We start from the raw sequence: 13,813 nt of genomic DNA on the forward strand, positions 1-13,813 counted from the left end.
AAAGCAAAGAATAAGGAGATGAAATGACACGTAAACGGGAGGGCATCGCTGCCTTCACGCTCAAAACCATGCCATCACCTCAGCGGGAAGAGTCCGACCGGTGCTGTGAGCTCGCTCCAGCACATGCCAGAAATGACGATAGCTGGCCCGGTCGTGCAATGCACCTTGAAAACTGATGGGAGCCCAGTCGGCTCGCTGCGCTGCCAGCAGGATGGCGGCGGCGGTTTCGATCTGCCCTTCATCCGGAGCAAAGGCTTCCAGAATGGCGCGAATCTGGCTGGGGTGAATACTCCACATACGTGTGTAGCCAAACTCACGCGCCGCACGCCGTGCAGCAGTCCGCATGGCCTGAACATCATTGAATTCGGTCACTACGCAATGCGAAGGCACTTTGCCATAAGCGTGCGCTGCGGAGGCAATCTCAAGCTTGGCGCGCAATACCAATGGATGCGTGAACTGACCTTCTATTCCCATGCCGTCTGCCGGGATGGCGCCGGCATGGGCCGACACAAAGTCCATTAACCCGAAACTGAGCGACTGCACGCGCGGGTGAGCTGCAATGTCAAAAGCTCGATGTACGGCTGCGGGAGACTCAATCAAGACCTGCAATGGCAGGCCTGCAGGATACGCGGCCAGTAGGGCCTTCTCGGCCAAGACGACGTCATTCACCGATTCCACCTTGGGAATCATGATGTGCGAAAGCCTGGCCCCTGCCTTGCCAGCAATCTGCGCTATGTCGGCGGCGAATGCAGGATGATCAACCGGGTGTACCCGCACGCCGATCCGGGCCTGCGGGGAGGCAGCCAGGGCCAATTCGGTGACCAGAGCAGCATGCTCTGCCTCTCCACCTACGGGAGCACCATCTTCGCAGTCGAGCGTCACATCAAAGACACAGGTTCCGAACTCCTGGGTCAACTCGGCCTGCAATTGCAGGCTTTTGCGCATACGCGCTTCCACGCCGCTGTAATGGTCACATACCGGCAGCATGCCGGCTGTGGCTTGGGCGCCTAGAAGAACGTCGCGTGGGTGCTGCATGGTGGGAAAGTATTGCTAAGCCTTTGGGTGGCCGGTATGGAGAGAGATTTCATCTTTCTTGTAACAGCAGGCATCTTTAGCTTCTGTGCACTGCCGCCCTCCCCCCAACCAGGCCTCACTCTCCCCTGTTTTAGGGAGAGTGAGCCAAGTCACATCAAAGCAGATGCTTGACGCCGTCTTTCTCGCCTTCGAGTTCTTCCAAGGTCTTGTTGATGCGCTCTTGGCTGAAAGCATCAATTGGCAAGCCTTCGATCACTTTGTATTCGCCGTTTTCGCACGTTACGGGAAAACCAAAGATCACATCTTGAGGAATGCCGTACCAGCCTTGCGATGGAACACCCATGGTGACCCATTCGCCATTGGTGCCCAGCGCCCAATCACGCATGTGATCGATTGCGGCGTTAGCAGCAGAGGCAGCAGAAGACAGGCCACGCGCATCAATGATGGCGGCGCCGCGCTTACCGACGGTAGGCAGGAACACGTTGGCGTTCCATTCCTGATCGTTGATCATGTCCTTGACGTCCTGGCCATCAATGGTGGCAAAGCGATAGTCAGCGTACATGGTGGGAGAGTGGTTGCCCCAGACGGTCAGTTTCTTGATGGCGGCCACTGGCTTGCCAGTCTTGGCGGCCACTTGGCTCAGGGCACGGTTGTGATCCAGGCGCAGCATGGCAGTGAAGTTCTTCGCTGGCAGGCTAGGTGCGGATTTCATCGCAATGTAGGCGTTGGTGTTGGCGGGATTGCCAACCACCAGCACTTTGACGTTGCGGCTGGCAACCTTGTCCAGCGCCTTGCCTTGTGCCGTGAAAATCTGCGCGTTGGCAGCCAGCAGGTCGGCACGTTCCATGCCAGGGCCGCGAGGACGTGCGCCCACCAGCAAGGCGTAATCGACGTCCTTGAACGCGGTCATGGGATCACTGTGCGCTTCCATGCCGACAAGCAGGGGGAATGCGCAGTCTTGCAATTCCATCATGACGCCAGTCAGCGCCTTCTGCGCTTTTTCGTCAGGGATTTCGAGCAACTGGAGGATGACCGGCTGATCTTTGCCCAGCATTTCGCCGGAAGCAATACGAAACAGCAGGGCGTAACCGATTTGACCGGCGGCGCCGGTGACGGCGACGCGAACAGGCTTCTTGCTCATGGAAAAAACTCCAGTTTGTAATGAGAAAACGGCAACTGCAATGCACCCTGAGGCGGAACAAACCGCGAACCTCGGCGCATGGCGATTAACCTGGGAGTGTATCCGGGAAATCCCCATGAGGTCAATTTGTCTTGTGTCTTATATAAGATATGATTGGCCTGCTCTGGCGGCGGCTGGTGTCGGAGCGCGCTTTTTTTAATTTTTTGCTCTTTTTTGCGCCGAAGACCACTCCCACCTATGGCCATCCCAGCCTTCTCTCTCGCAGACACTGAGCCACCTCTTCCTCCCGGCGCGCCCTCGGGTAGCGCAACGCCTGCGTTCAGTCCGCTGTACCAGCAGATCAAAGGCCTGATTCTGCGCAGCTTGCAACAAGGGGAATGGAAGCCAGGTGAGGTTATTCCCAGTGAATTTGATCTTGCGGCGCGGTTTCGCGTCAGCCAGGGAACCGTTCGAAAAGCCATAGATGAACTGGCTGCAGAAAACCTGCTGATACGTCGCCAAGGTCGTGGCACTTTTGTTGCCACACATGCGGAGCAGCACGTTCAATACCGCTTTCTTCGCCTGGAACCGGACAGCGGCACCACGGACAGCGAGGGCCCTGCTCAAAGGGACATCATCGACTGTCGGCGTCTGCGGGCAAGCGCCGAAATCGCCCGCGCGCTGGCTTTGCGCACAGGCGATCCAGTGCTCCAGGCGCGACGGGTACTTACCTTCGCCGGCGTTCCCACCATCTGCGAAGACCTGTGGCTTCCCGGTGGCCCTTTCAAAGGGCTGACTGCTGAACGACTTGCGGATTACCACGGCCCCATGTATGCGCTGTTCGAAGCCGAATTTGGTGTGCGCATGGTTCGTGCAGATGAGAAAATCCGCGCCGTCCTGCCGGACGCTGCTCAAGCAGGTTTGCTCGGGGTCACGCAGGCGACACCGCTGCTCAGCGTAGAGCGAATCGCCTATACCTACAACGACGCTCCTATGGAGCTTCGACGCGGTCTATACCGGACTGATACGCACTACTATCGCAACCACCTCAGTTGAGTCTGCTGCATTGCAATAGAATTTACAAAATTTGCCCGCGAACTACGACCTAGTCGTTACACATTTGAAGAAAGATCTCACATGAGCGAAGCTGCCAAGAAACGGCCTGAGTTCCGCAACATCCATATCACCGATATATTGACCTACCGCCTGCCGCCTGCGGCAATCGTGTCGATCTTGCATCGGATCAGTGGTGCCCTGATGTTCCTCTTGTTGCCGTTCATCATCTGGATGTTCGACAAGTCAGTTTCATCGGAGATATCTTTCGGCCAGTTCAGCGCCGCCTTCTCCAGCGGTTTGTGGATCCTTCCCGGTTGGTTCATCAAATTGGTTGTGCTGGCTCTCATGTGGGCCTACCTGCATCACCTGATCGCTGGCTTGCGTCACCTCTACATGGATGCAACGCATAAGCTGAGCAAGGAATTTGGCAAAAGCACTGCAGTGACTACGCTGGTGCTGAGCGTGGCGCTCACAGTGATTCTGGGCGCCAAGCTGTTCGGTTTGTATTGAGAAGAAGGAAGAAAAAAATGGCAGTGAACTACGGTTCCAAGCGTCTCGTCGTAGGCGCGCACTATGGTCTGCGTGATTGGCTGAGCCAACGTTTCACCGGCGCACTGATCGCCATCTTTTCCTTGATCGTGCTGGTCCAGGTGCTGGTGAACAAGGGCCCCATGGGCTATGACAAATGGGCAGGTATTTTTTCCTCTCAGTGGATGAAGGTCCTGACGTTTTCCGTCATCGTGGCCTTGGCCTGGCACGCCTGGGTCGGTATCCGTAACGTCTTCATGGATTACGTCAAGCCAGTTGGTCTCAAACTGGTTCTGGACACTTTGACGCTGATCTGGCTGGTGGGCTGCGCAGGTTGGGCCGTGCAAGTGCTGTGGCGCCTCTGAGATGCCGTTGATCTACTCGAAACGACAAAAAAATTGAATCCACGACCATGAGTTATACAAAAGAGCAAGTAACCACCCGCAAGTTCGATGTGGTGATCGTAGGCGCCGGCGGCTCCGGTATGCGTGCCTCCCTGCAATTGGCACGTGCCGGCTTGAACGTTGCTGTGCTGTCCAAAGTCTTCCCCACCCGCTCACATACAGTGGCGGCTCAGGGCGGTGTGGGCGCATCGCTCGGCAATATGAGCGAAGACAACTGGCACTATCACTTCTACGACACCATCAAAGGTAGTGACTGGCTGGGTGACCAGGACGCCATCGAATTCATGTGCCGCGAAGCACCGAAGGTCGTTTATGACCTGGAGCACATGGGCATGCCGTTTGACCGCAATGCGGACGGCACCATTTACCAGCGCCCATTCGGCGGCCACACAGCCAATTACGGCGAAAAACCCGTACAACGCGCCTGCGCCGCCGCCGACCGTACCGGCCATGCCATGCTGCACACGCTGTACCAGCAGAACGTTCAGGCCAAGACCACCTTCTTCGTTGAATGGATGGCCCTGGATCTGGTGCGTGACGATCAGGGTGACGTGGTGGGCGTGACTGCCCTCGAAATGGAAACCGGCGAGTTGTACGTGTTGCATGCCAAGACGGTCATGCTCGCTACCGGCGGCGCCGGACGCATCTTCGGTGCCAGTACCAATGCCTTCATCAATACCGGTGACGGCCTGGGCATGGCGGCTCGTTCGGGCATCCCGCTGCAAGACATGGAGTTCTGGCAGTTCCACCCCACCGGCGTGGCTGGTGCGGGTGTGTTGCTCACAGAAGGCTGCCGCGGTGAAGGCGCCATTTTGCTGAACAGCAACGGCGAAAGGTTCATGGAGCGCTACGCTCCTACGCTGAAAGACCTGGCGCCCCGTGACTTCGTTTCCCGTTCCATGGACCAGGAAATCAAGGAAGGCCGAGGCTGCGGTCCCAACAAGGACTACATCCTGCTGAAGCTGGACCACCTCGGCGCCGAGACCATTCACAAGCGCCTGCCTTCGGTGTATGAGATTGGCGTGAACTTCGCCAACGTCGACATCACCAAGGAACCTATTCCAGTGGTGCCCACCATCCACTACCAGATGGGCGGCATTCCTACCAACATCAATGGCCAGGTCGTCATGCCCACTGAGGGCGACTACAACGTGCCAGTCAATGGGCTTTACGCCGTTGGCGAATGCTCCTGCGTCAGCGTGCACGGCGCCAACCGCCTGGGCACCAACTCGTTGCTCGACTTGTTGGTGTTCGGCAAAGCCGCCGGTAACCACATTATTGAGTTCACAAAGAACACATCGCACAAAGACTTGCCGGCCAACGCAGCAGACGCTTCGCTTGAGCGCCTGAACCGCCTCGACAATGCGGGTGGCGGCGAATACTCGCAAACCGTGGCCAACGACATCCGATCTGCCATGCAGGCGCATGCAGGTGTGTTCCGTACCCAGGCCAGCATGGACGAAGGCGTTGTGAAGATCGCTGCTTTGCGTGAGCGTGCCAAAGGCATCGGTCTGCAAGATAACTCCAAGGTGTTCAATACTGCACGTATCGAGGCTCTGGAAGTCGAAAACCTGATCGAAGTGGCGCAAGCCACCATGGTCTCAGCCGCCGCACGTAAAGAGTGCCGTGGCGCCCACACGGTGCTTGACTACGAGCACCCTGCCGACCACCCCACTGCCCCACTTGGCCGCGACGACGCCAACTGGATGAAACACACGCTGTGGCACTCAGCAGACAACAGCCTGAGCTACAAGCCCGTGCGCATGCAACCGCTCACAGTGGAATCAGTGCCGCCTAAAGTGCGCACGTTCTAAGCAAAGACCACGAGGACTACACGATGCAAAAACGCACATTCAAGATCTACCGCTACGATCCCGATAAGGATACAAAGCCTTACATGCAAACCATCGAGATTGAACTCGAAGGCCATGAGCGCATGTTGCTTGACGCGCTGGTCAAGCTGAAAGAGCAAGACCCTACCCTGTCTTTCCGTCGTTCCTGCCGCGAAGGCGTTTGTGGCTCCGACGCCATGAACATCAACGGCAAGAACGGTCTGGCATGCCTGACTAACCTGCGTACGCTCAAAGACCCCATCGTGCTCAAACCCCTGCCCGGCCTGCCCGTGGTTCGGGATTTGATCGTCGATATGACGCAGTTTTTCAAGCAATACGATTCGATCAAGCCTTATCTGATCAACGAATCGATTCCGCCCGAAAAAGAGCGCCTGCAATCGCCTGAGGAACGCGAAGAGCTGAATGGCTTGTACGAATGCATTCTGTGCGCCAGCTGCTCCACGTCTTGCCCAAGCTTCTGGTGGAACCCTGACAAGTTCGTAGGTCCTGCCGGTTTGCTGCAAGCTTATCGTTTCATTGCCGACAGCCGCGACCAGGCCACTGGCGAGCGTCTCGATAACCTCGACGATCCCTACCGCTTGTTCCGCTGCACATCCATCATGAACTGTGTTGATGTATGTCCGAAAGGCTTGAATCCGACCAAGGCCATTGGAAAGATCAAGGAACTGATGGTCCGTCGCGCTGCCTGACCATGAGTACCGACTGCATTGATGAACGTGCTCTCAGCAAGCTGCGCTGGCGTTGCCGGCGGGGCTTGTTGGAGAATGATCTCTTCATCGAGAAATTCTTTGCCAGCCACGAATCGTGCATCACTCACTCGCAGGCGAACGGTTTGACGCAGCTGATGGATCTTGCTGACAACGATCTGCTTGATCTGCTTTTGCGACGAACCGAACCCAAGGACGACCTCGACACGCCGGAAGTGCATGAAGTGCTGCAAGCCATGCGGCACTGAACATTCAAGGCAACGCAGGCCATCCAACTGATTTCAACCGCCATCTCATCAGGAATTAATAGATGAAAATCTCCGACAACAAAGCTACCCTGTCGTTCTCCAACGGCAGCCACGGAGTTGAACTGCCAGTCTATGAAGGCACCATTGGGCCGGACGTCATCGACATCCGCAAGCTCTATGCGCAAACAGGCATGTTCACCTATGACCCAGGTTTCATGTCGACGGCGGCTTGCGAGTCTGCCATTACTTATATCGATGGCGACAAGGGCGAACTGCTGTACCGCGGCTACCCCATCGAACAGTTGGCAGAGAACTGCGACTACCTGGACACCTGCCACCTGTTGCTGAAGGGCGAATTGCCAGACGCGAAAGAGCGTGATGGTTTCCACAAGCTCGTGATGAACCACACCATGGTGCACGAGCAAATGCAGTTCTTCCTGCGTGGCTTCCGCCGTGATGCCCATCCGATGGCCGTTTTGACCGGTCTGGTGGGTGGCATGTCTGCTTTCTATCACGACAGCACTGACATCCATAATCCAGAACATCGCGACATCGCAGCGATCCGCTTGATCGCCAAGATGCCTACTCTGGTGGCCATGGCGTACAAGTACGGCGTTGGACAACCCTTCATGTACCCGCAGAACGATCTGTCCTACGCAGGCAACTTCCTGCGCATGATGTTCGGTACGCCTTGCGAAGAGTACAAAGTCAGCCCTGTGCTGGAAAAAGCGCTGGATCGCATCTTCATCTTGCACGCTGACCACGAGCAGAACGCGTCCACCTCCACGGTTCGCCTGTGCGGCAGCTCTGGCACCAACCCGTTCGCAGCCATCGCTGCCGGCGTTGCATGCCTCTGGGGCCCTGCTCACGGTGGCGCGAACGAAGCCGCGCTGAACATGCTGGAAGACATCCAGAAAATGGGTGGCGTTGCCAAAGTGGGCGAGTTCGTATCTAAAGTCAAAGACAAGAACTCCAACGTCAAGCTGATGGGCTTTGGCCACCGCGTCTACAAAAACTACGATCCACGTGCCAAGCTCATGCAAGAAACTTGCAATGAGGTTCTGGCTGAACTGGGTCTGGAAAACGATCCACTCTTCGCCCTGGCCAAGTCCCTGGAGAAGATTGCCCTGGAAGACGATTACTTCGTGCAGCGCAAGCTCTACCCGAACGTGGACTTCTACTCCGGCATCGTTCAGCGTGCGATCGGCATTCCAGTGAAACTGTTCACCGGCATCTTCGCCCTTGCACGCACTGTGGGCTGGATTGCCCAGTTGAACGAAATGATTGGCGACGCCGACTACAAAATCGGACGCCCACGCCAGTTGTACACCGGCCCAGTTCGCCGCGACATCAAGTAATCGGCACCCCTGCCCTTTGCTCAAAACCCGCCAGCGCCTCGCGTTGGCGGGTTTTTTTATTGCCGGACCGCCCCAAGAGAAAAACGCCCCCTCGGAGGGCCCCGGTATAGGGGGGCAGCGGACCTCGCGAAGCTGGCAAGCGTGGGGGTCATTGTTCTCATCCGGTTCTGAGTTTGCTGCCGCGAAAGTACCAATATCGTCCAGTGGGACTACCCAACCCATCTGTTCCGCAGTCCCAGCGCGGTGATGTCCGACTGCGCTGGCCTCGAAGTCCCAGCTATTTTCGGCAGCTCATCCCGAGGCTCTGTTTGTATCTGCGTTGGGGGTGTTGAGCACGCCGTTCAGGCGCTCCAGGGCTTCACCCGCCTTCGGATCAACCGCAACGGACGGTCTGTTTGCATAAAGTCCTCCAACTTTGCCACGGTCCACAGTGACTCCTGCTTCGCATTTAGTCACTGCATCGTCTGGCCTCCTTGTGGGATGAGAAGTCAGCATCCACAACGATGCTCCCGCGCGCCGGATTTCTGGAAACGAAATTCAACCGCCGGCTAGAACGCCTTTTTCATAACTTGCGCAAGTTTTGTGGTCTACAGCGTCGGATGTGGCGGAGGCGTAATCGCTTTTTGACCGGTGTGGATGCAAAGCCGAAAAGGAGATGTCTATCTGCGATCCGTTCCCTTTTCTCTCAGTTTTCGGCTTTTCTCATTAGGGAAATCCATGATTATGGATGTATTTACTTTTGAAATTCCATCAATACAATCCATCCAAAATCATGTATTTACTTGATTGCAGAGACTTTAAAGGGACCCCGCATGGCCGAGCGTTCATTCGCAGAAGAAGTCAAGAAGCTGCGCCTGGGCGCTGGCGAGGTATTCCATGGCGAAGGCATCCTGGCCGTGACCAAAGCGCTGCTGGAATCAGGCGTGAACTACGTAGCCGGTTATCAGGGCGCGCCGATCTCGCACTTGATGGACGTGTTGGCCGACGCACAGGACATCCTTTCCGAACACGGCATCCGTTTCGAAAACAGCGCGAGCGAGGCCACGGCTGCCGCCACGCTGGCCGCTTCAGTCAACTACCCGCTGCGCGGCGCCGTCACCTTCAAGGCCACGGTGGGCACCAATGTGGCGTCCGACGCGCTGGCTAACCTGGCTTCGGGCGGCGTTACCGGCGGTGCGCTCGTCATCGTCGGTGAAGACTACGGCGAGGGCTCGTCCATCATGCAGGAGCGAAGCCACGCATTCGCGATGAAGTCGCAGATCTGGCTGCTCGATCCGCGGCCCAACCTGCCCAGCATCGTGCAGGCAGTAAAAGACGGCTTCGACCTGTCAGAGGCCAGCCACACTCCCGTGATGCTGCAACTGCGCATCCGCGCTTGCCATGTGCACGGCCAGTTTGTCGCGGCTGACAACCGTCGCCCAACGCACACGATCGCAGAAGCGATGGAACAGCCACAACGCGACGTGAGCCGCATCGTGTTGCCGCCCGCCAGCTTCGCCCACGAGCAGGAGAAGGTACACGAGCGCTGGCCAGCCGCACTGCGCTTCATCACCGAGCGTGGCCTGAACGAGTTCTTTGCCGAGGATGCCGACGACGTCGGCATCGTGGTGCAAGGCGGCTGCTACAACACACTGGTGCGCGCGCTGCAGGTGTGCAATCTCGCTGACGCCTATGGGAACTCGCAGATCCCGCTTTACGTGATGAACGTAGCCTATCCGCTGGTCAATGACGAACTGCTGCGCTTTTGCAGCGGCAAGCGTGCGGTGTTGTTAGTGGAAGAGGGGCAACCCAATTTCGTCGAGCAGAACATAGCTAGCGTGCTGCGCCAGGCCGACAGCGTCACGCAGCTGCACGGCAAGGACCTGCTGCCCGTGGCCGGCGAATACACCACCGCCGTCGTGCTCAAGGGCCTGCGCAGTTTCCTACGGACTTATGAGCGCTTGCCCGCATCGGCCACGCCCGTTCGTAAGACCATTCCGCTGGTGGCAGCGACGACCGAACCGGCCCTGCCGATCGACGCCAATGTGCATGGCCGCCCGCCAGGCTTTTGCACCGGCTGCCCCGAGCGGCCGATCTTCACCGCCATGAAGCTTGTGGAGCGCGAGCTGGGCGAGCACCATGTCAGCGCCGACATCGGCTGCCACCTGTTCTCCATCCTGCCGCCTTTCAACCTGGGCAACACCACCATGGGCTACGGCCTGGGGGCGGCCGGCGCGGCGGCGCTGAACGTGCCTGCAGGCAAGCGGGCAATCTCAGTCATGGGCGACGGTGGCTTCTGGCACAACGGGCTGACCAGCGGCATTGCCAACGCGGTTTTCAACAAGAGTGACAACCTGACCATTGTGGTCGACAACAGCTATACGTCGGCTACCGGCGGGCAGGACATCCTGTCGTCCAAGGCGCTAAACCCCACGCGCAGCACCAACCACGCCATCGAGCAGGCCGTGCGCGGCGTCGGCGTGCAATGGGTCCAGACCGTGCGTCGCACCTATGACTTGAAGACCATGGTGAGCACGCTGCGCGAGGCGCTCACCACCACCGTCAAAGGGCCCAAGGTGTTGATCGCTCAGAGCGAGTGCATGCTGAACCTGCAACGCCGCGAGAAGCCCAAGGTGCGTCAGGCGATCGCCAATGGCAAGCGGGTGGTACGCGAGCGCTTCGGCATCGATGCGGACACCTGCACCGGCGACCATTCTTGCATCCGGCTGTCAGGCTGCCCCTCGCTGTCGGTCAAGCCCAACCCCGACCCGCTGCGCACCGACCCGGTGGCCACTGTGCTGGACAGCTGCGTGGGCTGCGGCCTGTGCGGCGAGGTGTCCCACGCGGCCGTACTGTGCCCCTCGTTCTATCGCGCGCAGATCGTAAGCAACCCAAGCCGCTGGGACCGCCTGCGCCAGCGCGTGCGCCAGGCGGTGATCGGCCGGCTGCAGGCCCGCGATGCGCAGCGGCGCGCGCGCTACGCGTTTTAAGGTCTTTCATGTCCACTCCACAACCTATCAAGATCGCTATCCTCGCCATGGGTGGCGAGGGAGGCGGCGTGCTGGCCGACTGGCTGGTCGACCTGGGCGAATTCAACGGCTACATCGCCCAGACCACCTCGGTGCCCGGCGTAGCCCAGCGCACCGGCGCCACCATCTACTACGTCGAGCTGTTCCCTGGCGCCCGCGCGCTGCAGGACGGCGGCCAGCCTGTGCTGGCGTTGATGCCGCTGCCTGGCGACGTGGACGTAGTGCTGGCCTCCGAACTCATGGAAGCTGGCCGCGCCGTGCAACGTGGCCTGGTCACGCCCGACCGCACCACGCTGGTCGCGTCTACCCACCGCGTCTACTCGATCGCCGAGAAGACCGCCATGGGCGACGGCCGCGTCGACAGCACCGAGCTGCTAGCCCATGCGCGCAAAGCGGCCCAGCGGTTTGTAGGTTTCGACATGGCGCAACTGGCCACGGACGCTGGCAGCGTGGTCAGCGCCGCGCTGTTCGGCGCATTGGCCGCGACCGGCGTACTGCCCTGGAGCCGCGCGCAGTTCGAGACCACGGTCGAGCGCGGCGGCGTGGGCGTGAAGTCCAGCTTGAAGGCTTTCGACGCGGCCTATGCGCGGGCTACAACCGGTGGGTCGGAAGCCGGAGCGCCGGCAGCCGTCGCAAACGCGGTGCCACGGGACTTGGCCGCCGCAGGTGCTGCGCCGCGTGACCCCGCCGTCGCCGCCCTGCTCGCCCGCGTGCGCAGCCTGCCGGCCGATGCGCAGCAGCTCGCCACCGAAGGCGTGCGCCGCTTGATCGACTACCAGGACCCGGCCTACGCCGCGCTCTATCTCGACCGTCTGACTGTCGTGCAGGCCTTGCCCGACGATGGCACGGGCGCCTTGTTGCGCGACACCGCGCGCCACCTGGCGCTGTGGATGAGCTACGAGGACACCGTGCGCGTGGCCGACCTCAAGACACGCGGGAGCCGTTTCGCGCGTGTGAAGTCCGAGGTGGGTCTGCAGTCCGATCAACAGATCGCCATCCACGAGTACATGCACCCGCGCATTGAGGAGATCTGCGACACCCTGCCCGCCGGCCTGGGCCGCTGGTTGGCCAAACCACATGCGGTGCATCGACTGGTGGCGCGCTTCACGCGGAGCGGGCGCACCGTCTCCACCAGCTCATTGCGTGGTTTCCTGCTGCTGTGGAGCCTGGCACGGCTGCGCGGCACGAGGCGCAGGTCGCTGCGCTACCAGCACGAGAACGCGCGCATCACTCAATGGCTGGAGCAGATCGCCAGCACGGCGGCCATCAACCCCGCGCTAGCGGTGGAGGTCGCCCGGTGCCAGCGTCTGGTCAAGGGCTACAGCGATACGCATGCCCATGGCCTGGCGAACTACCTGCTGCTGATGCACACCGTGCGCACAGCCGGCGCGACGCTGGCACCCGCCACGCTGAGCGCACTGCGCGAGGCCGCGCTGGCAGACGAGCACGGCAAGCAGTTGCAGGCCCTGTTGGTCCGACACGCACTGGCTTGAACAAGGAACCTCCATGTCCACCATCTCCATGCGCGTCGCACAAGTCGAGACGCTGAACGCCTTGATCCGCCGTTTCACGCTGCAGCCCGTACAAGGCGGTATATTGCCGGCCTTCGACGCTGGTGCCCATGTACGTGTGCGTATCGGCACGGCCGACGACTGGCGCCACTATTCGCTGATCGACTTCTCCACGGCGGCCGATGCCGGTGCTGCACCGCAGGCCTACACTATCGCCGTGCGGATGGAAGACGCTGGCCGCGGTGGCTCGCGCTTCATGCATAGCCTGCAGGCGGGCGACGCGCTCACCATCGAGCCGCCGCGCAACGACTTTCCCCTGGCCACGCACGATGGCGCCGTGGTGCTGGTGGCGGGTGGTATCGGCGTCACGCCGCTGGCCAGCATGGCCGCCCGCTGCCGTGCCCATGGCCGGCCGGTGCGTATGGTCTACGCTGGCCGCAGCCGTGCGTTGATGGCATTGCTGCCTGAACTCCAGCTTCTGCTGGGCGACGCGCTGCACGTGCATGCCGACGAGGAGTCCGGTGCACCCCTCGATGTAGGCGCGCTACTGGACGCCTGCGCCCCCGAGGACCGCCTGTACGTCTGCGGCCCCCAACCGCTGTTGGACGCCGTGCTCGCCGCCGCCCACGCCCGCGCCTGGCCCAGCGAACGCGTGCATTTCGAGCTGTTCACCGCCCCCGTAGCCCAGGCCGGCGACCATGCGTTCGAAGTGGTGTTGTCGCAAAGCGGCCAGCGCTTCACGGTGCCGGCGGACCAGAGCATCCTTGAATGTCTGATCGACCACGGTTGCGACCCGCTGTTCGACTGCAAGCGCGGCGAGTGCGGCGTCTGTGCCGTGCCCGTACTGGAAGGCGACATCGATCACCGCGACTACGTGCTCAACGCCAGCGAAAAGGCCGCCGGCAACGTGATCCAGATCTGTATCTCGCGCGCCAAGGGTTCTCGCCTGGTGCTTGACCTTTGACCCGAATCTTTTTGACCCCCA

Annotated in this window: 12 protein-coding genes; 10 read left to right on the forward strand and 2 right to left on the reverse strand. The window is 59.9% G+C overall.

Annotation, left to right across the window (positions count from 1 at the left end; translation table 11 throughout):
- Nucleotides 1-60 precede the first annotated feature (60 nt).
- Together ABIE13_RS03425 and ABIE13_RS03430 are read right to left on the reverse strand one after the other, a co-directional pair.
- Nucleotides 61-1,035, reverse strand: a complete 975-nt coding sequence (locus ABIE13_RS03425; RefSeq protein ID WP_354441140.1) for an HpcH/HpaI aldolase/citrate lyase family protein — start codon at nt 1,033-1,035, stop codon at nt 61-63.
- 154 nt (nt 1,036-1,189) lie between these two features.
- Entirely contained in the window at nt 1,190-2,176 is a 987-nt protein-coding gene (locus tag ABIE13_RS03430) for a malate dehydrogenase (RefSeq protein ID WP_354441141.1), read from the reverse strand.
- Nucleotides 2,177-2,413: 237 nt separating this feature from the next.
- Between ABIE13_RS03430 and ABIE13_RS03435 the strand changes: the two genes are divergently transcribed.
- From ABIE13_RS03435 to ABIE13_RS03480, 10 genes are all read left to right on the forward strand, one after another.
- A complete protein-coding gene (locus ABIE13_RS03435; protein ID WP_354441143.1) occupies nt 2,414-3,211 on the forward strand; it encodes a GntR family transcriptional regulator in 798 nt (265 codons plus the stop codon).
- A gap of 81 nt (nt 3,212-3,292) precedes the next feature.
- Entirely contained in the window at nt 3,293-3,721 is a 429-nt protein-coding gene (sdhC, locus tag ABIE13_RS03440) for a succinate dehydrogenase, cytochrome b556 subunit (RefSeq protein ID WP_354441145.1), read from the forward strand.
- A 17-nt stretch (nt 3,722-3,738) separates the two neighbouring features.
- Nucleotides 3,739-4,104 (forward strand): succinate dehydrogenase, hydrophobic membrane anchor protein, encoded by a 366-nt coding sequence (gene sdhD, locus ABIE13_RS03445; protein WP_354441147.1) that lies wholly within the window; start codon nt 3,739-3,741, stop codon nt 4,102-4,104.
- Between the two features lie 47 nt (nt 4,105-4,151).
- Complete coding sequence (gene sdhA / locus ABIE13_RS03450; protein WP_354441149.1) at nt 4,152-5,957, forward strand: succinate dehydrogenase flavoprotein subunit; 1,806 nt, start codon at nt 4,152-4,154, stop codon at nt 5,955-5,957.
- Nucleotides 5,958-5,980: 23 nt separating this feature from the next.
- Nucleotides 5,981-6,685 (forward strand): succinate dehydrogenase iron-sulfur subunit, encoded by a 705-nt coding sequence (locus ABIE13_RS03455; protein ID WP_354441151.1) that lies wholly within the window; start codon nt 5,981-5,983, stop codon nt 6,683-6,685.
- 2 nt (nt 6,686-6,687) lie between these two features.
- Entirely contained in the window at nt 6,688-6,951 is a 264-nt protein-coding gene (locus ABIE13_RS03460) for a succinate dehydrogenase assembly factor 2 (RefSeq protein ID WP_354441153.1), read from the forward strand.
- A gap of 62 nt (nt 6,952-7,013) precedes the next feature.
- Nucleotides 7,014-8,309 carry a citrate synthase gene (locus tag ABIE13_RS03465; protein WP_354441155.1) on the forward strand — a complete coding sequence of 432 codons (1,296 nt, stop codon included), beginning with the start codon at nt 7,014-7,016 and terminating at the stop codon, nt 8,307-8,309.
- Between the two features lie 812 nt (nt 8,310-9,121).
- Entirely contained in the window at nt 9,122-11,278 is a 2,157-nt protein-coding gene (locus ABIE13_RS03470; RefSeq protein ID WP_354441157.1) for an indolepyruvate ferredoxin oxidoreductase subunit alpha, read from the forward strand.
- A gap of 8 nt (nt 11,279-11,286) precedes the next feature.
- Nucleotides 11,287-12,810, forward strand: coding sequence for an indolepyruvate oxidoreductase subunit beta family protein (locus tag ABIE13_RS03475; RefSeq protein ID WP_354441158.1), 1,524 nt, complete (start codon nt 11,287-11,289; stop codon nt 12,808-12,810).
- Between the two features lie 13 nt (nt 12,811-12,823).
- Nucleotides 12,824-13,792, forward strand: coding sequence for a PDR/VanB family oxidoreductase (locus tag ABIE13_RS03480; RefSeq protein ID WP_354441159.1), 969 nt, complete (start codon nt 12,824-12,826; stop codon nt 13,790-13,792).
- Nucleotides 13,793-13,813: the final 21 nt, after the last annotated feature.

The sequence above is a fragment of the Ottowia thiooxydans genome (assembly GCF_040548795.1).
Classification (GTDB): Bacteria; Pseudomonadota; Gammaproteobacteria; order Burkholderiales; family Burkholderiaceae_C; genus Ottowia; species Ottowia thiooxydans_A.